General features: G+C 74.1%; 8 protein-coding genes. All 8 read right to left on the bottom strand.

Annotation, left to right across the window (positions count from 1 at the left end; genetic code table 11):
* Positions 1 to 2: 2 nt before the first annotated feature.
* Genes GEV28_RS02580 through GEV28_RS02545 form a run of 8 tightly spaced genes read right to left on the bottom strand, consistent with a single transcriptional unit; the run spans position 3 to position 19,882 of the window.
* A complete protein-coding gene (locus tag GEV28_RS02580; RefSeq protein ID WP_291408150.1) occupies positions 3 to 3,104 on the bottom strand; it encodes an amino acid adenylation domain-containing protein in 3,102 nt (1,033 codons plus the stop codon).
* A complete protein-coding gene (locus GEV28_RS02575; protein WP_291408148.1) occupies positions 3,101 to 3,289 on the bottom strand; it encodes an MbtH family NRPS accessory protein in 189 nt (62 codons plus the stop codon). The genes GEV28_RS02580 and GEV28_RS02575 overlap by 4 nt, the downstream gene beginning before the upstream one ends.
* The gene (locus GEV28_RS02570; protein ID WP_291408146.1) at positions 3,289 to 4,239 is read right to left on the bottom strand and encodes a TauD/TfdA family dioxygenase; all 951 of its coding nucleotides are present in this window, start codon (positions 4,237 to 4,239) and stop codon (positions 3,289 to 3,291) included. The genes GEV28_RS02575 and GEV28_RS02570 overlap by 1 nt, the downstream gene beginning before the upstream one ends.
* 24 nt (positions 4,240 to 4,263) lie before the next feature.
* Positions 4,264 to 9,771: a type I polyketide synthase gene (locus GEV28_RS02565; protein ID WP_291408144.1), complete on the bottom strand. Its 5,508-nt coding sequence runs from the start codon at positions 9,769 to 9,771 to the stop codon at positions 4,264 to 4,266.
* Positions 9,772 to 9,788: 17 nt separating this feature from the next.
* Positions 9,789 to 13,286 (bottom strand): amino acid adenylation domain-containing protein, encoded by a 3,498-nt coding sequence (locus GEV28_RS02560; RefSeq protein ID WP_291408142.1) that lies wholly within the window; start codon positions 13,284 to 13,286, stop codon positions 9,789 to 9,791.
* Positions 13,283 to 15,613, bottom strand: a complete 2,331-nt coding sequence (locus GEV28_RS02555) for a lantibiotic dehydratase (protein WP_291408140.1) — start codon at positions 15,611 to 15,613, stop codon at positions 13,283 to 13,285. Before GEV28_RS02555 ends, GEV28_RS02560 begins: the two co-directional genes overlap by 4 nt.
* Positions 15,603 to 16,358, bottom strand: a complete 756-nt coding sequence (locus GEV28_RS02550) for an alpha/beta fold hydrolase (RefSeq protein ID WP_291408137.1) — start codon at positions 16,356 to 16,358, stop codon at positions 15,603 to 15,605. The genes GEV28_RS02555 and GEV28_RS02550 overlap by 11 nt, the downstream gene beginning before the upstream one ends.
* Entirely contained in the window at positions 16,355 to 19,882 is a 3,528-nt protein-coding gene (locus GEV28_RS02545; protein WP_291408135.1) for a beta-ketoacyl synthase N-terminal-like domain-containing protein, read from the bottom strand. The genes GEV28_RS02550 and GEV28_RS02545 overlap by 4 nt, the downstream gene beginning before the upstream one ends.
* Between the last annotated feature and the right edge of the window lie 147 nt (positions 19,883 to 20,029).

Below are 20,029 nucleotides of genomic sequence, written 5' to 3'. Positions count from 1 at the left end.
GGTTAGTCGTTCTCCTCAGCCAGCAAGGCGGCGACCTCGTCGTCGGACATCGTGTCCAGCTCGGCGTCCAGCAGCCGGTCGATCTCGGCCGAGAGGTCCGCGACCACGGGGAAGCCGAACAGCGCCCGCATCGGCACGTCGACCTCGATCCGGGCGCGGATCTTCGCCATCGCGCGCATACCCCGCAGCGAGTTCCCGCCGAGGTCGAGGAAGTTGTCGTGCGCGCCGACCTTCTCGACCCCGAGGATCTCCGCGAACACCTCGGCCACCAGCGCCTCGACGTCCGTGCGTGGCGCGAGGTAGGCGGTCCCGACCCGCGCCACCGGTTCGGGGAGCGCGTCGCGGTCGAGCTTTCCGTTGGGTGTCAGCGGAAGCGCGTCGAGCAGGACGAACGCCGACGGCACCATGTGCTCGGGCAGCGTCCTCGCCAGCTCGGCGGCGAGCATCCCGGTGTCCGGGGTGCCGACCACGTACCCGACCAGGGTGTCCTCGCGCGGCACGACGACCGCCTCGCGGACCTCCGGGTTCGCGAGCACGGCCGAGGTGACCTCGTCCAGCTCGACCCGCATGCCGCGGACCTTCACCTGGTGGTCGGTGCGGCCGAGGAAGTCCAGCGAACCGTCCTGGCGCCAGCGGGTCAGGTCACCGGTGCGGTACATCCGCGCGCCGGCCGGGCCGAACGGGCAGGGCAGGAACCGCTCGGCGGTCAGGCCCGGCCGGTTCAGGTAGCCGCGGGCCACCTGCGGACCGGCCACGTACAGCTCGCCGACCACGCCCGGCGCGACCGGTGCCAGCCGCTCGTCCAGCACGTAGGCCCGCATGCCCGGGATCGGCTTGCCAACGCGCACCGGTCCCGGCGGCAGCACCGCCCCCGGCTCGATCCGCGCGGCGACGCAGCCGACGGTCGCCTCGGTCGGCCCGTACTCGTTGACGACGGTGGTGCCCGGGTTGGCGGCACGCCACTCCTGCAGCGCCTCGCTCGCCAGTGCCTCGCCCCCGACCACCAGCTCACCGGTCGGCGACAGCGCGCTGTCCACAAGGGACAGCTGGCCCGGGGTGGCCTTGACGAAGTCGGGCGCCCCGCCGGCGCGCGCGGCCGGGTCGTCGATGGCCGCCAGCCGGATCGTGCCGCCCGCGGTGAGCGGACCGAGCAACGCGGTCACGGTCAGGTCGAACGAGACCGGCGAGTGCATCAGCGCGGTGCCGGCCAGGCTCGGGTACGCGGCTCGCGCGTAGGCCAGGTAGGCGTTCGCCGAGCGGTGCTCGATCACCACGCCCTTCGGCCGGCCGGTGGAGCCCGACGTGTAGATCACGTAGGCCGGGTGCTCACCACGCAGCGGTGCCCGTCGGTCCACATCGGACAGATCGGTGTCCATGTCGGACAGCTCGGCGGGAAGGGTCAGCCGCGGTACGCTCACCGGGATCGTCACGTCCGGGGTGGCGATCACCAGCGTCGGCGCGGCGTCGGCCAGCATGAACGCGATCCGCTCGGCCGGGTGGGCGGTGTCGACGGGCAGGTAGCCCGCGCCCGACTTGAGTACCGCCAGGATCGCGACCACGAGGTCGGCGCTCCTCGACAGGGCCAGCGCCACCAGCGACTCCGGCCCGGCGCCCCGCTCGACCAGCGTGCGGGCCAGCCGGTTGGCGGCGGCGTTCAGCTCGGCGTAGGTCATCGTGGCGTCCCCGGCGACCAGCGCGGTCCGCTCCGGTGTCGCCGCGACCTGCCGCTCGACCAGCTCCGGCAGCGTCGCCGCCGGCAGGTCGACCTCGGAACCCGACCAGGTGCGGGTGACCAGCTCCCGCTCGGCGTCGTCGAGCAGCGGCAGGTCGGCCACCGGCCGCGCCGGGTCCGCGACCCCGGCGGCCAGCAGCCGCAGGTAGCGGTCCACGACGGACTCGGCGGTGGCCCGGTCGAACAGCGCGGTGCGGTACAGCAGCCTGCTGCGGTCGGAGGTCACGTCGAACGCGAGGTCGTCCTTGGTGGTGCCCAGGGTGACCACGTCGATGCCGGAGTCCGGGATGTAGTTGAACGCCACCTGGAACACCGGCTGCACCGAGGGATCGCGCTGCGGCGCGGCCGTCTCCACGATCTTCTGGAACGGCGTGTGCCAGTGCTCCATCGCGTCCAGCAGCGCGGCCCGCACCCGGCTGAGCAGCTCGGCGAACGTCGGGTCGCCGCTCGCGTCCACCCGAAGCGCCACCGGGTTGACGAACATGCCGATCAGCGGCGCCAGCTCGGGCAGGTCGCGTCCGGCGGTGGACACGCCGACGACCACGTCGTCGGTGCCGGACAGCCGCGCGAGGAGCGCCGTGTAGGCGGTGAGCAGCACCATCTGCGGCGTGGCCGCGTGCGTCCGGGCCGCCGCGCCGACCTGGTCCAGCAGGCCTGCGGGCAGGTCGAACCACACCTCGTCGCCCTCGAAGCCCAACCGTGCGGGCCGTGGCCGGTCGGTGGGCAGGCCGATCACCGCGGGGGCGCCGGCCAACTTGGCGCGCCAGAAGGCGAGCTCGCTGTCCAGCCCGGCGCCGGTCAGCTGCTCGCGCTGCCACGCCGAGAAGTCCGGGTACTGGATGTCGAGCGTGGGCAGGTTCGGCTCGCGGCCCTCGACCATGGCCTCGCCGAGCTCGGTGACCTCCGCGGCGAACAGGAGGATGGAGGCGCCGTCGAACACCGCGTGGTGCGCGACGAACAGCAACGTCATGGTGTCCGCGTTCCGGCGGACCAGCTCGGCGCGCCACAGCGGCGGCTGGTCCAGCGGGATCGGCACGCGGGCCAGCTCCTCGGCGAGCGCGACGAGACGCCCACGCTGCTCCGTGCCGTCCACACCGGACATGTCGACGACGTCCATCGTCACCGGCCCGGGCGCGCGCACGACCTGGACGAGCGCGTCGTCGTCCGCGCGCAGGTGGGTGCGCAGCGCCTCGTGCCGGGCCACGACCTGGCCGAGCACGGCGCAGGCCTGCTCGACGGTCAGCCCGGGAGCGAGGTCCATCGGCCGGGACACGTTGTAGACGGGCGAGCTCGGGTCGAGCTGGTTGGCCAGCCACACCCGTTCCTGGGCATAGGAAGCAGGGAACGTCCACTCCCCAGGTTTGTCGGTCATCCGGACACCTCGCGCAGGGACTTCGGCCGCATGTCGGTCCACACCGTGTCCACATGGGACAGGCAGTCGGTCTTGCTGCCGGCGAACCCGGCGTCGTGCCAGCCGGCCGGCAGCTCCCGGCCCTGCGGCCAGATGGAGTACTGCTCCTCGTCGTTGCGGACCACGAGGAATCGGTCGTCGCTCATCAGCTCTCCCGGGAGGGTTTGTAGGCCTCGGCCATGGCGACCGCGATCTTGCGCGGCCCGGTGAACGGCTCGCGGCCGTGCGCGGCGGACATGTTGTCCACGACCAGCACGTCGTCGCGGTGGTAGTCGAAGCGGACGCTCGCCGCCCGGTAGGCGGCCCGCAGGTGGTCCATCACCTCGGTGGGGATGGGCTCGCCGTCGCCGTAGTAGGTGTTGGTGGGCAGGTCGTCCGCGCCGAACATCGCGACGAGACCCTCCTGCAGGTCCTTCGCGAGCGTGGTCACGTGGAAGAACGTGGCGTGGTTGAACCAGCGCGGCACGTCGCTGCCCGGCCGGTGGTGCACGGCCTTGCGGACCGCGGTGGTGCGCAGCCCGTTCTTGCCGCGCCACTCGATCTCGATGCCGTTGTCGGCGCAGTACTCGGCGACCTCGTCCCGGTCCTCGGTGTCGAACACGTGCTGCCACGTGGTGCCGAAGTCCTCGTGGAAGTTGCGCACGAGCCGCCAGCCGCGGCGCTCGAACTCGCCCCTGATCGTCGGGTCGAGCTCCTGGTACACCCGGCGCACGTCGGCGAGCGGGGTCGCGCCGAGCGTCTCCGGCGGGGTGAGGCAGTAGAAGAACAGCGTCAGCGGCCAGCCCGCCTGGTAGGAGTTCTCGTTGTGGAGAAAGATCTCCTCCTCCGGCGGGTAGTCCGTCGAGGTGTAGACCTTGCCCTTGATCGAGTGCCGCGGTGAGGACCGTTCGGTGTAGGTCAGCGGCTCGCCGGCCAGCGCGCGGACGACCTCGTCGAACCCGTCGACCCCGCCGATGTCGAAGCCGCGGAACAGCAGGCCGCCGTGCTCGACCAGCGACGCGCGCAGCTCCTCGCGGCGCTCGCCGATCAGCTCGAGGACACCGGATCCGTCACTCAACACCACATGGGGCAGCGTGATCGCGGTCGGGGTGCTCATCTCTGTCTCCTTAGGACTGTTCAGTCAGGCTCGAGGCAGCCGCGGAATCGTCGTGGCGGCCGGCGCGGGTTCGGCCGTCTTCTCCGCGCGGATCTCCTCGATGCGGGCGGCGAGCCCCGCCACGGTCGGCGTCTCGAACAGGCTGCGCATCGGCAGCCGGACGCCGACCGCCTTGCGCAGTGCGGCGATCAGCTGGACGGCGACGAGCGAGTTGCCGCCCAGGCCGAAGAAGTCGTCGTCGACGCCGACCACCTCGACGCCCAGACCCTCCCGCCAGACCCGCGCGATCGTCGCCTCCAGCTCGGTGCGCGGCGGCGTGGAGCCGTTCGCCGGCAGGAGCGGTGCGTCCGCCGCCCCGTCGAGGTCGGTGGCGATCGTGTCGGTGGTGACCTCGCGCGCCCTGGCCACGATGTCGGCGACCGGGTGGGTGGTGATCACGACCTGGCGGCCGAGGTCGGTGACCAGGCAGCTGGCGAGGCTGCGGTGGAACGCCTCGGCGCCGTCGGCCGGCGTGATGTCCTCCGACGTCACCGCCGCCGGTGCCTTCTCGGCCGGGCCGGTCAGCCCGCCCGTCACCGCCTTCTGGTCCACCTTGCGCAGCACGAAGTCGCTGATCGACACGAGCTCGCGGCCGTTCGGGTCGACCAGTCGCAGGTCGGCGGCCACGACGTCGTCGCCGGCGCCGGTCTCGCCGTCGCGGTAGGTGAGGTGGCTGTAGAACTCCCTCGGCAGCGGCGCACGGACGACGATCCGGCCGTAGGACAGCGGCAGGTAGGTGCCCTCGCCCCGGCCGCGGCCGAACGCGGTGGCCACGTCCAGCAGCGCGGGCTGCAGTCCCCAGCCGGGCTCGGTGTCGATCGGCGATGCGGGCGCCTCGACCCTGGCGATCTCCTCGTCGGTGCCGAGGTGGTGCTCCTTCAACGCCTTCCACCGCGGACCGTACGTCAGCATGCTCGTGCGGCCGCGGCCGAACGAGGAGTCGTCATCGATCCGGCGGCAGCGGGCGATGATCCCGTTCACGTCGAGGTCCGCGCCGGGCGCCTCGGTGGTCCAGCCGGCCGAGCCGCGCACGTGCGTGCGGGTCGCCCCGGCCGCGACGCTCTGGATCTCCAGCTCGAGGCCGTCGTCCGCGGAGCCTTCGGATCGGGACGTCACGACCTGGTACTGCGCGAGCGTCCCGTCCGGCACCGAGAACGGCTCCAGGAACGCCACGTCCCGCAGCTCGACCGCGCCGCCGGGCGGGCCGGGGAGGATCGCGGCGGTCGCGGCCCGCGCGCACTCGAGGTGCGCGGTGCCGGGAACCACGGGCACGCCGCCGATCCGGTGCTCGTCCAGCAGCCAGTGCGTGCCGGCCGACACCAGGCCGCGGGCCACCGTGTGCTCGGCCGACTCGGTCCTCGTCTCAGTGACCGTGGTGAGCACCGGGTGATCCAGCGACCGGCTCGTGCCGTCATGGGTCAGCGCGCGGAACGCGGCCGGCGCGGCCGTCTCCGCCGCCATGCCGACCTCGGCCCAGCCGCCCCAGTTCTGGCTCAGCACCGGGGCCCGCCAGCCGTTGGTGCCGCGGGCGTAGGCGTCGAGGAAGTTGTTCGCCGCGCAGTAGTCCACCTGGCCGAAGCCGCCGGCCACCGCGGTGACCGACGAGCACAGCACGAGGAAGTCCAACTCGTCGTCGCCGAACACCTGGGCCAGCGCGAGCGTGCCGGCGAGCTTGGGCGCCAGCACCTTCGCCGCCTCGGCCCGCTCCTTGACCTCGGCCATGCCGCCGCCGGGCAGGCCCGCCGCGTGCACGATGCCGTCCAGGCCGCCGAACGCCTCGTGTGCTTGGGCCCGGACCCGCCGCAGGTCCCCCGGGTCGGTCACGTCCGCCGGCACGACCAGCACCTGCGCGCCGGCCGCCTCCATCCGGCGGATCGCCGCGATGCCGCGGCCGACCCGGTCGGTGGGCGCGCTGCCGTGCACCGCGAGGTGGGTGTCCCAGTCCTCGCGCGGCGGCAGGCCGGAGCGGGCGGTGAGCACGAGCTTCGCCGGGCTGGTAGGACCGGCTCGCATCGCGAAGTCCTCGGCGAGCGTGATGCCGACGCCGCCGAGACCACCGGTGATGAGGTAGCGGCCGCCGTCGCGGATCGGGCTCTGCTCGGCGGCCGGCAGCGAGACCTGCTCGTACCCGGCGACCCAGGTCCGTCCGGAACGCAGCGCCACCTCGGTGCGGTCGTCCGCCACGGGCCTGCGCAGCTCGGTGACCACGGCGCGGACGTCGGACGTGGCCGCGTCGGCGTCGACCCGGCGCACGGTCAGGCCGGGGAGCTCGACCGGCAGCACCCTGGCCAGGCCGGCGAGCGTGGCCTGCTCGGGGCGGGTCAGGTCGGTGCCGGTGACGTCGGACGTGCCGGCGGACACCAGGTCCAGGTGCACGCCGTCGGTCGCGCCCGCGCCGGCCAGCGCCTGCACCAGGTGCAGCACGCTGAAGAAGCCGCGGTCCTGGGCCTGCCAGGCGGCGTCGAGGTCGGTGCCGGCGGGGTCGCCGTCCAGTGCGAACGCGTGCACGATCCGGGTGGCCGGCTCGCCGAGCGCCGCGACGAGGCTGTCGTAGTCCTCGCGCACGCCGGGCCGAACGGCGCACGCCGGGCCGGCGGCGAACTCCGCGCCCACGGTCACGGACACGACCTCGGCGCCGGCCACCGCCAGCGCCTCGGCCAGCGCCGAGCCGCGCGGCCCGTCCGCGAACACCAGCGTCCGTCCCAACGGGACGGTCCGCGGGTCGGGGACGGCCTGCTGCCACGTCGGCACCGCGAACCAGTCGCCCAGCGGCCGCGGCCCGCGCCGCTTCGGCTTCGCGGCCGCGTCCACCGGGTCCGGGGTGATCCAGTGCCGCTTGCGCTCGAACGGGTACACCGGCAGCGGCACCCGCCGCGCGTCCTGGTCGGCCTCTGGCCGGACGGGCACGCCGGCCACCCACAGCGCGCCGGTGGTGGCGGTGAGCGTGGCCAGGTCACCGCCCGGCTCGCCCGGGCTCGGGAGGCTGGCCAGCGGCACCACCGCGCGCTGCTCGGGCGCCGCCCTCGCGACCTGCATCCGGGCCAGGCTCACGAGCTGCTTGCCCGGCCCGCACTCCAGGAACGCCCAGCGCTCGGCGCCGGCGAGGAGCGTGGCGACGCATCCACCGAAGCGCACCGGCCGGCGGATGTGCGCCGCCCAGTACTCCGGGTCGGTCGCCTGCGCGTCGGTGACCCAGTCACCGGACACGTTGGACAGGAAGCGCGACGTCGGCGCGGCCAGCCGGATCCCGCGCATCAGCTCGGTGAACTCGCCCAGGACCGGGTCCATCATCGGCGAGTGGAACGCGTGCGAGGTGCGCAGCTCCTTGGCCTTCGCGCCCTGGGCCTTCAGCCGCTCGGCGTACGCGGCGACGGCCTCGGCCGGCCCGGCGACCACGCACGTGCCCGGCCCGTTCACGGTCGCCACGGTCAGCCCGTCCGGAAGGTCGACGGCGGACTCGTCGAGCTGGACCGCGAGCATCGCGCCGGACGGCACCGACTGCATCAGCCGGCCCCGGGCGGCGACCACGCGCAGCGCGTCGGCGAGGGTGAACACCTCGGCCACGGTCGCCGCGACGTACTCGCCGATCGAGTGACCGATCATCGCGCCCGGCCGCACGCCCATGCTCTGCCACAGCGTGGCGAGCGCGTACTCGACCACGAACAGCGCGGGCTGGGTGAACCGGGTCTCGCGCAGCCTCGCCTCGGCTTCCGGATCCCGACCGAGGATCAGGTCCCGGATGTCGCCACCCAGCTCGGGCGCGAGCAGTGCCGCGCACTCGTCGACCGCGGCGGCGAACACCGGGCGCGTGGCGTACAGGCCCGCGCCCATGCCCGCGTACTGCGAACCCTGGCCGGAGAACAGGAACGCCACCCGCGTCGCCGGGGTGCCGGCCACGCCGTGCCGGCGGCGCCGCACGCTGCGCAGTGCCGCGACGGCGTCCGGCAGGTCGGTCGCCGCGACGCTCGCGCGGTGCGCGTACTCGGCCCGGCCGACCCGCAGCGTGTGTGCCACGTCGGCCAGGTACTCGTCGGCCCCGGTCCCGCCCCCCAGGTGGTCGGCGAGCTGGGTGACCGCCGTGTCGAGGGCCGCCTCGCTGCGCGCGGACACCTGCAGCAGCTGCGGCTCGGCCACCTCCCGCCGGGGCCGCACCGCCTCGGGCGCCTCCTGCAGGACGACGTGCGCGTTGGTGCCGCCGATGCCGAACGAGCTGACGCCCGCGGTGCGCGGGGTGCCGTCGGTGTCCCACTTGGTCAGCGTGGTGGTCACGTAGAACGGCGTGTCCGCGAAGTCGATCGCCGGGTTCGGCCGCTCGAAGTTGATCGTCGGCGGAATCATCCGGTGCTCGATCGCGAGCACCGCCTTGATCACGCTGATGATGCCCGCGGACTGGCTCAGGTGGCCGATGTTCGACTTCACCGAGCCGATCCCGCACCACTCCCTGGCGTCGGTGTTCTCGGTGTACACGGTGGACAGCGCGGCGACCTCGATCGGGTCGCCCACCGCGGTGCCGGTGCCGTGCGCCTCGACGTAGGTGATCGTGCGCGGGTCGATGCCGGCCATACCGACCGCCTGCGCAACCGCCTCGACCTGGCCGTCCACGCTGGGCGCGGTGAAGCCGACCTTGTTGGCGCCGTCGTTGTTGATCGCGTTGCCCAGCACCACCGCGCGGACGTGGTCCCCGTCGGCGATGGCGTCGGACAGGCGCTTGACCAGCACCGCGCCCACACCACTGCCCCACACGGTGCCGTTGGCGCCCGCGTCGAACGGCCGGCAGTGCCCGTCCGGCGAGGTGAAGCCCTCCATGCCGAGGTAGCCGACGCCCTGCGGGTGCTCGATGTTCACCCCGCCGGCCAGCGCCATGTCGCACTCGCCGTTGCGCAGCGCCTCGCACGCCAGGTGCAACGCCACCAGCGAGGTGGAGCAGGCGGTGGCCACGGTCAGGCTCGGCCCGCGCAGGTCCAGCTTGTAGGACGGCGTGGTGGCCAGGTAGTTCGGCTGGTTGCCGGTGGCGAGCGAGACCGCGTTGTGCGGTGATCCGCTCGCCGCGGCGTTGCGCTTGATGTTCTCCCAGAAGTAGCCGTTGCCGCCCGCGCCCGCGTACACGCCGATCGCGCCGGGGTAGCGGGCCGAGTCGTAGCCCGCGTCCTGCAGCGCGATGAAGCAGCTCTCCAGGAACAGCCGGTGCTGCGGGCTCATCAGCGCCGCTTCGCGGTCGGTCATCCCGAACAGGCCCGCGTCGAACTGGTCGAACCCGTCGACCATCGGCGCCGCGTGCACCCAGCCCGGATCGTCCACCTCGGACTCCACGACGCCGCGGGCGAGCTGCTCCTCGCGGGTGAAGTGGGTGAGCGACTCGACGCCGTCCACCAGGTTGCGCCAGAACTGGTGCACGTCGCTCGCACCGGGCACGCGCGCGGCGAGGCCGACGATCGCGATCGGCTCGGTGCCGTCGAGGTCCCCCGGCATGCCGATCTCGTTCGGCTGGTCCATCTTGCGTTCCCCTCTATCTACTGCGCGGTGCCGCTGACACGGCGTGGTGGGTTGCGTCTGCCCCGGTTGCCGGCACTGTTGCGGCGCGCGGCGGCCCGCAACGCCGCCCTCGCCAGCTCCGGCTTCTCCGCGGTGCCGTCCAGATGTGCGGCGAGCGCGCGGATGTTCGGGTACCGGAAGAGGTCCAGCATCCGGATGGACCGGCCGGTGGCCGCGGCGAGCCGGCCGTGCACGGCGGCGACCGCGAGCGAGTGGCCACCGATGTCGAAGAAGTTGTCCGCCACGCCGACCGACTCGCGCTCGAGCACCTCCCGCCAGATGCAGGCGATCAGCGCCTCGGTGGCGGTGATCTCCGCGCCCGGGGCGAGGGCGGGCAGCTCCGGGGTGTCCGGCGCGTCGACGGTCATCGCGCCCGCCGCCGCCTCCCGCACGGCGCGCCGGGGCAGGTGCGGGGCGGTCTCGGCGGCCGGGGCGTCCGGTGCCGCGGCGAGCGCGCCGACCAGCTCGGTGAGGTCGGTGAGCAGCCCGACGATCCGGTCGGCGTCGAACAGGTCCGGGTTGTAGACGGTGTCGAAGGCGAACCGGCCGTCCCGCTCGGCCACGTAGACCGTGATGTCGAACGGCGAGCCCGGCTTGGGCACCTCGATCGGCTCGCCGGCCAGGCCCGCCAGCCGCAGCCGTGGCTCGGTGAAGTTCAGGACGTTGAACAGCACCTGCACCAGCGGCGCGCGGGAGGTGTCCCGGCCGACGCCGAGCGCGTCGACGATCTTCTCCAGCGGCGCGCCAGGGTGTGCGGTCGCCTCCCGCAGATCGTCCGCGCCCGCCCGCACCGTGTCGGCGAACGTCGGCGCGCCGGCCCGCAGCCGGACCGGGACGGTGTCGATGAAGAAGCCGAGCACGTCGTCGAACGCGGCGAGCCCGCGGTCGGCGACGACCGCGCCGAGCACGTGGTCGGTCGCGCCGGTGAGGCGTGCCAGCAGCTCGCCGAACCCGCCGAGCAGGACGCTCGCCGGGGTCGAGCCGAGCTTCGCGGCCAGCTCCCGCACCGCGGTGTCCACATGGGACGGAAGCGGCACGCTCGCCTCGGCGCCGGTGTAGGTCTGCACGGCCGCGCGCGGCCGGTCCCGGGGCAGGTCGACCACGGTCGGCACGCCGGCCAGATGCGTGGTCCACCAGGCGAGGTCGGCCTCGCCGTGCCGCCGGTCCCGGTCCGCGCGCCACACCGCGTAGTCCGCATAGGACGCGGACAGCGGTGGCAGCGCCGGCGAGCCCCCCTCGCGGGCCCGCGCGTACGCCGCACCGAGATCGTCGTAGAGCACCGCCTGCGACCAGCCGTCGAACACCGCGTGGTGCAGGGTGACCGCCAGGACGTGCTCGTCGGGTGCCAGCCGGTAGAGCGTCACCAGCCAGGCCGGGCCGGTGGCCAGGTCGAACACATGCCGCGCGCCGGTCGCGAGGAGCCTTCCGAGCACGCTCTCCCGGTCGGCGGTCGCGGTCAGGTCGACGATCTCGACCGGCACGTCGGCCGGCGGCGCGCAGTCCGCGTACGGCACGCCCGCGGTCTGCCGAATCCGCCAGCGCAGCACGTCGTGCCGGTCGGCCACGGCCCGCAGCGCGGCCCGCAGCGCCGGCAGGTCCAGCTCACCACGCAGCCGGTTGGCCAGCGCGATGTTGTACGGCGCGTCCTCGGGCGCGAGCTGGTCGGTGAGCCAGAGCCTGCGCTGCGGTGGTGCGAGCGTCGGCTGGTTGCCGGTGGTCAGCGGGTTGCCGGGCAGCGGGTCCGCCTTCGCGACCAGCTCGGCCAGCCCGGCCACGGTCGGCGCGAGGAACAGGTCCTCGATGGCCACCTGCCGGCCCAGCTCCACCCGAAGCCCGGCGACCAGGCGCATCGCGGCGATCGAGTTGCCGCCGCCGGTGAAGAAGTCGGTCTCCCGCGTCGGTGCCTGGCCGAGCACCCGCCGCCACACCCTGGCGACCGCCTGCTCGGTGGGCGTGCCGGCGAACTCCGCCGCGGACTCCGCGAGCTCGGCCAGCGCCCGCTCGGCGAGTGCGCGCAGGGTGGGCCGGTCGAGCTTGCCGGACACCGGGTTGAAGGTCAGCTCGGCGAGGCGCATCACCAGAGTCGGCCGCATCGCGCCGGTCAGCCGGTCCTTCGTGTACTCGCGCAGCGCCTCGTCGTCGGGCGCGGTCGCCGGCGTGAGGAACGCGACGAGCCGCTTGCCGCCCGCGGAGCCGTCCGCGCCGTCCACCGCCTCGACGGCGGCCTGCCGCACGTCCGGGTGCTCGCCCAGCACGGCCTCGACCTCGCCCAGCTCGATGCGCTGGCCGCGGATCTTCACCTGCCGGTCGCCGCGGCCCAGGTAGACGATCCGGCCCTGCTCGTCCTCGTAGACCTGGTCGCCGGTGCGGTAGAGCCGCTCGCCGGGACGCTCGGCGAACGGGTCGGGCACGAACCGGTCCGCGGTGAGGGCCGGCCGGTTCAGGTAGCCGTTCGCGAGGCCGGGGCCGCCGATCAGCAGCTCGCCCACCTCGCCCCGCGGCACGGGACGGAGCAGCTCGTCCATCACGTGCGCGCGGTGGCCGGGAGTGGCCTTGCCGATCGGCAGCGGGTCCTCTGGCGCGTAGGTGATGTCCTCGGTGAGGACCAGCACGGTCGACTCGGTGGGGCCGTAGGCGTCGGTGAACCGCCTGCCCGGCGCCCAGCGGGCCGCGAGCTCGGCGGGGACCGCCTCGCCACCGCACTGGATGACCGTCCAGCCCGGCACGTCCGCCGGGTCCAGCATGGCCAGCATCGTCGGCGTGATGACGCCGTAGTCCACCTCGTGCTCGACGACGAACCGGCGCAGCCGCTCCGGGTCGGCCCGGTCGGCGGCGGACACCAGCTGCACCGAGGCGCCCACGGTCAGCGGCACGAACAGGTCGATCGTGGAGGCGTCGAAGCCGAGCGAGGAGACGCCGAGCACCCGGGTGCTCGGGTCGATCGGGAACAGCCGGTGCCAGCCGTCCACGAAGGACACGATGTTGCGGTGGGTGGTCAGCACGCCCTTGGGCCGGCCGGTCGAGCCGGAGGTGTAGAGCACGTGCGCGGTGTTGTGCACGGTCGCGGGGCACGGCCGGGGGCGCGCGGGTGGCGGCGGCTCGAGCGTGCGGATGCCGGGCACGCCGCCGAACTCGGCCGCGGCCGAGTCGCCGACCACGATGGACACGCCGGCGTCCTCGGCGATCTCCAGCAGCCGCTGCCGCGGGCCGCCCGGGTCGAGCGGCACGTAGCAGCCGCCGGAGAGCAGCACACCGAGCACGGTCGCGACGTAGGCCGGGTCGCGGGTGGTGCAGATGCCGACCCGGGCCTCCGGCGCGACCCCCAGCTCGCGCAGCGCGTTCGCCACCCCGGCGGCCCGCTCGACCAGCTCGCGGTAGGTGAGCCGGTCCTCCCACTGCCGCACGGCCACGGCGTCCGGTGTTCTGCCGGCCTGGGCGAGGATCAGGTCTGCGACGGTCGAGGCGGCGCTGGTCATCCGCGAGCTCCCCTTGGTTGGTAGGTGGCCTCGGTGGAGCCGAAACTGTCGTCGACGATGTGCAGGCGCAGTTCGCTCACGTAGCGGCGACCGGCGGCGTCGGGCACCCACGCCTGGTCCGGCCCCGGCAGCAGCTCGCTCGCCACCACCGACACGCCGTCGCCGCCGGTCCTGACCGCGGCGCGGATCATGTTGCACAGCAGCGCCGCGTACTGCGGGCTGGTCAGGTCCATGTAGCACGGCTTGGTCTCGGTGCTGATCTTGACGAACAGCTGGTCCGGCAGGCCGAGCGCGAGCCGCCAGCGGCGCACCGCGAGGAACCGCTCCCGTTCGCCGGTGACCTCGGCCAGCTCGGTCTCGCCGGCCGTGGTCCGCCAGGTCTCCCTGTTCACGACCATCCGGTCGACGGTGATCCGCGGCGCGTGCGCGGTCGGCGAGGTCAGCTTGAACGCGTCCACCGCGTGCATGGCGATCAGCTGGGAGAACACCTCGATCAGCGGCCAGCGCCGGCCGTCCGGGTCCGCCGCGACCAGCTGACCGTCCTCTTCGGACACTAGGAGCGCGGTCGTCGGGACCAGCCGGTCCGGCTCGGCACCCGGCTCGGTGGCGAAACCGAGCTGAACGTCGGTCGGGCCGGCCAGGCTCTCCGACACCCGGCTGGTGCGCCGCGGCCAGTCCAGCGGGTAGAGCGGCTGGACCCGGCGCTGACCGAGATCCTCGGCGAGCGCGGCCCGCAGCCGCTGCGGGTCGGGGTGCGCGGAGGTGAAGACCTCGCAGTCGAACGACGCCCACGCGGCGTGCATCTCGCCGAGCACGATGCGGTACTCGCCGCGCTCCAGCGCGTCCGGCCCGGTCGCGCTGATCTGCAGGTCCGGGCTGTGCAGCCGGGCCGCCGACCAGGACGGCCGCAGCCGCGGGAACGCCTCGTCCACGCGGGCGCGGAGCTCCCGCGCGGACCGCACGATCGGACCGTCGGCGTTGGCGAGGTCGAACAGCTCCGCCCAGCGGCGGGCGAACTCGCCGGCCACCGTGTCCACCGGCCGGTCGCCGGTCGTGCCCCAGAACAGGCCCTGCGCGAGGAACCACAGGTCCGACAGGCGCACCTGCCCCGGGTCCGCGCGCAGCTCGTCGTACAGCGCGCGCAACGCGTTCGCGTAGGCCACCTCGAGCGTGCCGGCGAGCCACCGGGCGGCACGCAGCAGCAGGTCGAGCGGCGCGGCCAGCTCGGCGAGCAGCGGAGCGCCGAACGTCACGTCCAGGTCCCTCGCGGTGTCCTCGTAGCACAGCGTGCGGCCGGCGTAGGTCTCACCGGCGCGCCGGCGCGGCGACTCGCCGGTCAGCTCCGTGAACACCGAGTCCAATGTGGACAAAGCAGTGCGCAGGGCGTCGGGGTCGCCGGCCGCGGCGGCCACCGCGTCTCTGGCCGCACCCAGCCGGTCGAGCCCCCCGATCGCCGCGGCCCTCGACGCGTCGTCGCCGATCGCCGCTATCCGCTGGCGCAGCACGGCTTCCGCGGCCGGCGTGTTGGGCAGCGCGGCGTCCCAGGTGATCAGCTCATGCTCGGCGAGGTGAGCCAGCATCGTGTAGCCGTCGGCCGCACGGCGCAGGCCGGTCGCCGGGTCGCTGACCACCGCCTCGGCCGGCTGCTTGCCGTCGCACGCGGCGAGCAGCGTCGCCTCGGCCGCCGACAGCGTCAGCGGCGCGCGACCCGGCCGGTGCACCTGCCGGCCGTCGAGGGTCAGCTGCGGGCACAGCATCGGCGGCCACCAGCGGCGCACCGCGAGGTCGGCGCTGATCGCGTCGGCGTAGGCCCGCAACGCCCACGCCTCGAAGGTGACCCAGCGGCGCCGGGTCAGCGTGGGCCCCACGGTCGTGACGGCCGGGCGGTCCAGCTCGGGGTCGATGCGCACCCAGCAGGTCGGGCCGAAGAAGCCGACCGTCTCGTTCTTGCCGCAGTACCGCTGCCAGTACTTGACGACCGCCGTCTCCCGCTCCCGCCGCCGCTGGTTGCGCGGCGCCTCCGGGCCGCCGCCGACCAGGCCGGACAGTGCGTACAGTGCGTTGGTGTTCTGCCAGGTGACCGCCTCGCGGACCAGCGGGTCGGCCGCGATCTCCAACAGCCGCGCGGCGTTGACGGCGAGCGCGGCGTCGAAGGCGGCGTCGAAGTCGTTCGGCTCGCCGCGCAGCGACGCGTCGGCACTCGCGGCGGCCGCCGGGGTGGAGAGCGTGGTCAGTCCGTTCGCGGGGAAGCCCGCGGATCGGAGCAGGGCCTCGCGCCACACCGACCAGCCGGTGTCACCCAGCGGCAGCCGATGGTCAGCGGTCATGGGTGGTGACTCTCTTCGCCGCGTCGAGCAGGTCCTTCGGCAGCAGCTCGAGCACCGCGGTGCCGTCCCGGTGCAGGAAGAAGTGGTCGCCGTCGACCTCGTGCACGGTCAGCCCGGCGCCCGCGTGCCGATCCCAGGCCCGGATGTCGGCGAGTGGCACGGCCTTGTCGTCCCGGCCGGCGAACGCGACGATCGGCACCGGCACGGGCTCCCGCGCCACGAACACGTAGTCGTCGAGCTTCTGGAAGTCCGCACGCAGCACCGGGAGCAGCAGCTCCACCAGCTCCGGCTCGGCGAGCACCGCGTCGGACAGGCCACCACCCTCGACGACCCGCCGCAGCAGCTCCTCGTCGGCCAGCCGCGACAGCCCGTCGAACGGGCCGGCGGCACGGATGTGCGGCGCGCGGCAGGCGCCGACGTAGAGCGTGACCGGCAGCGTGCCGCCGGCGTGGTGCAGGTGGCGCACCACCTCGAACGCGTACCGGCCGCCGAGCGAGTGGCCGTAGAGCGCGTAGGGCCGGTCGGCACGCTCGGCGATCGCCTCGGCCAGGTCGGCGATGTCGAAGTCGGGATCCTCGATGATCCGGTTCTCCCGGCCGGGCAGCTGCACGGCCGCGACCTCGAGGTCCGGGCCGATCGTGGTCAGCCAGCGGTGGAACGCGCTCGCCCCGGCTCCCGCGTACGGCAGACAGAACAGCTGCGCCGCCGCGTCGGGCCGCGGCCGCGGGCACACGAACCAGTTCACCGCTGACCTCCTCGGTCGTGGGCCTCGATCCAGAACCTGGTGCGCTGGAACGGGTAGGTCGGCAGCGGGATCCGCCGGCCGCCTGCTGTGTCGGTGGGAAGCTCGGCGGCGCCGTCCACCCAGCGCCGGGCGGTCGCGCGCAGGGCTCCCGCGCCGGCGACCTCCCCCGGGACGAGCGAGTCCAGGGCACGCACGGCGTCGTCCACGGTGCACGCCACGACCGCGGCCCGGCAGGCGAACGGCCGGCGCCCGGCGGTGAGCGTGTGCGCGACATCGGCCAGCGCCGGCCGGTGCGTTGCGAGGTGGCCGCGTAGCCGGGACACCGCCTCCCGCAAGGCATGCGCGTCGCGCGCGGACACCGGCAGGACGTGCTCGGTGCCGTCGTCCTCGGCCGGGTCGGGCGCGCGCACGGTGTCTTCCGCAGGCACGGTGCCTGCCGCGGGCGCGGTGCCTGCCGCAGGCGCGGTGCCTGCCGCGGGCGCCGAGGCGACCAGGACGTGCACGTTCGTGCCACCCATGCCGAACGAGCTGACCCCGGCCACCCTGCGGTCGGCGTCCGGCCAGTCGCGCACCTTGGTGGGCACGTAGAACGGGCCGGCGCCGAGGTCGATCTCCGGGTGCGCGCGGCTGAAGTGCAGGTTGGGCGGGATGATCCCGTCCCGCACGGCCAGCACGGTCTTGATCAGCCCGGCGATGCCTGCGGCCGCGTCCAGGTGCCCGATGTTGGTCTTGACCGAGCCGAGTGCGCAGGACTCCGGCGGGGCCGTGCCCTCGAAGACCTCGTTGAGCGCGGCCACCTCGATGGCGTCGCCGAGCGGCGTGCCGCTGCCGTGTGCCTCGACGAACCGGACCTCGGCCGGCGGGATGTCCGCGACGGCCAGGGCCTCGGCGACGGCGGCGGCCTGCCCGCCCGGTCCCGGCACGGCGAACCCGGCACGGTCGGCGCCGTCGTTGGTCATGCCCCACCCGGGCAGCACGGCGTAGATGTGGTCGCGGTCCTCGATCGCGTCGGCGAGCCTGCGCAGTGCCACCACCCCGACGCCCGAGCTGAACCCGGAGCCGCTCGCGGCCTCGTCGAACGCGCGGCACCGCCCGTCGGCCGAGGCCATCCCGCCCGGCACGTGCCGGTACCGCGGCCAGGTCACGCTGACCCCGCCGGCGAGCGCGATGTCGCACCGGTGGTCGGCGAGGCTCTGCGCGGCCAGCGCCACCGCGGCGAGCGAGCTGGAGCAGGCGGTCTGCACGGCGAGCGCCGGGCCGGTCAGCCCCAGCCGGTAGGCGACCTGGCCGGGCAGGTGGTCGGCGAACTGGCGGCCCAGCAGCTGGGCCTCCCAGTCGTCCGGGTCCGCGTCGCTCACCGCCGGGTTGCCGAACAGGTGGAACAGGAAGTACCGGTTCGCCGAGGTCGCCGCGAACACCCCGACCGAGGTCTCCTCGTCGGCCGGATCGCGGCCGGCGTTCTCCATGGCCTCCCAGGCGGTCTCCAGGAACAGCCGGTGCTGCGGGTCGGTGCGGGCGGCCTCGTCGGCGCCGAAGGAGAAGAACCCGGCGTCGAAGTCGGCGATACCGTCGAGCCTGCCGCCGGCCCGCACGTGCCGGGGGTCGCCGCGCAAGGCCGGCCCGATGCCGAGCGAGGCGAGCTCGCCGTCGGAGTAGTCGTGGATCGCGTCGACGCCCGCGCAGAGGTTCCACCAGAACGCGTCGACGTCGGCCGCGCCAGGGAACCGGCCCGCCATGCCGACGACCGCGATCTCGTCGCCGGTGTACTCGGTCTCCGGCTGCTGGGTGGTCGCGCCCGGCACGAGCCGCGGACGGCGCTCGGGTATGCCGGTGCCGCCGAGGAGCCGGGCCTGCGCGGCGACGGTCGGGTGCTCGAAGAGCGTCATGAGCGCGACGTCGGTGCCGAGCTCGGCGGCGAGGCGCTGCTGGACCTGGCCGAGCAGCAGCGAGTGGCCGCCGACGTCGAAGAAGTTGTCGGTCGGCGCGACCCGGTCGGTCCGCAGCACCGCGCACCAGATGTCGTGCACCCGCTGCTCGGCCGGGCCGAGCTGGTGGCCGGTGGCGGCCGGGCGGGGCGGGTCGGGCAGCGCCAGCTCGTCCAGCTTGCCGGTGACGGTCAGCGGGAGCTCGTCGAGCACGACGACCGCGCGGGGCACGGCGTAGCCGGGCAGCGAGCCGGCGACCGCGGCGCGAAGCTCCCGCCCGTCGAGGCCCGCGCCCACGACGTAGCCCAGGAGGTCCTCGTCGCGCACGACCGCCCGTGCGGCGGCGACCCCGGGCCGGGACAGCAGGGCGGCCTCCACCTCGGTCGGCTCGACGCGGAACCCGCGCACGTTCACCTGGCGGTCCAGCCGGCCGAGGCAGACGAGCCGACCGTCCGGCAGGGACTGTCCGAGATCGCCGGTGCGGTACTGGCGCACGCCGTCCGCGTCGACACCGAACGCCTCGCGGTCCCCGTCGGTGTCCTCGGCGGCGTAGCCGCCGACCAGGTGCCGGCCGCGGACCACGATCTCCTTGGTCCCGCCGAGCAGCACCAGCTCGTAGCCGGGCAGCGCGGTGCCGACCGGCAGCGGGCCGGCCGCCTCGGGGTCCACTTCGGACGCCGGAACCTGGTACTGCGCGGCGAAGGTGACCTCGGTGGCGCCGTAGCCGTTGACGAACACACAGTCCGGCCCGAACTTCTCCCGACCGCGGAGCACGTCGGCGTACGTCGACTGCTCGCCGCCGAGCAGCACCGTGCGGACGCTGTCCAACCGGCCCGGGCCGAGTGCGTCGAGCAGGTACCGGTACACCGTCGGCGTCGAGTGGAAGATCGTCACCGCGTGGCGGGCCAACGTGGCCGCGGTGTGCGCGAGCCCGTGGGCGCCGACGTCGATCGGGACGACCGCCGCGCCGGTCAGCAGCGCGGGGTAGAGGTCGGGGATCGCGGCGTCGAAGCCGAACGAGGCGAGCAGGCTCAGCCGGTCGGCCGGGGTGACGGACAGGCTCGTGATCTGGTTGTCCACCACGTGCTGGAGGTTGCGGTCGGTCTGCGCGACCGCCTTGGGCCGGCCGGTCGAGCCGGACGTGAAGAGCACGTACGCGACGGTGTCGAGGCCGGTCTCGACGGGTTCGAGCCCGGCGGGCGGCAGCTCGTCGGCGATCAGCACGGTGTCGCACAGCTCGTGCGCGAGTTCGGCGTGCACCCGGTTGGCCAGCACGACCGTGACATCCGCGGCACCGACCTGGTAAGACAGTCGCCGCACCGGGAAGGTCGGGTCGAGCGGCACGTAGGCGCAGCCCGCGCCCAGCACACCGAGGATGCCGGCGATCGTCTCGGCGCCGTGCTCGGTCACCAGCCCGACCCGGCTGCCGGGTGCCACGCCCGAAGCCGCGATGGCCCTCGACCGCCCACCCGCGACTGCCGCCAGGTCCGCGTACGTCAGGCCGGGGCCGCCGTTCACCGTGACGTCCGCAACGGCCCGACGCTCGGGGCAGCGCTCCGCGACCTCAGCGAAGCGACGGATGGTGGAAAGGGGAGTCATCGCAGGCGGAGATCGCGACAAAACCGGCAGGACAAAGTGCTCCTCAGGCATCACATGTAAGAGTCCGGACAGGCTAAGTCGCGGTGACGCCCGATGTGCGCTCTTGGCGGACAGTTGGACCGAACGATCTTCTGCTGATCTGCTGTT

Origin of the sequence: Actinophytocola sp. (genome assembly GCF_009379765.1) — a bacterium.
Taxonomy (GTDB): domain Bacteria; phylum Actinomycetota; class Actinomycetes; order Mycobacteriales; family Pseudonocardiaceae; genus Actinophytocola.
Note: the sequence above shows the minus strand (reverse complement) of the source record. Positions and strands in the feature narration are given on the sequence as shown.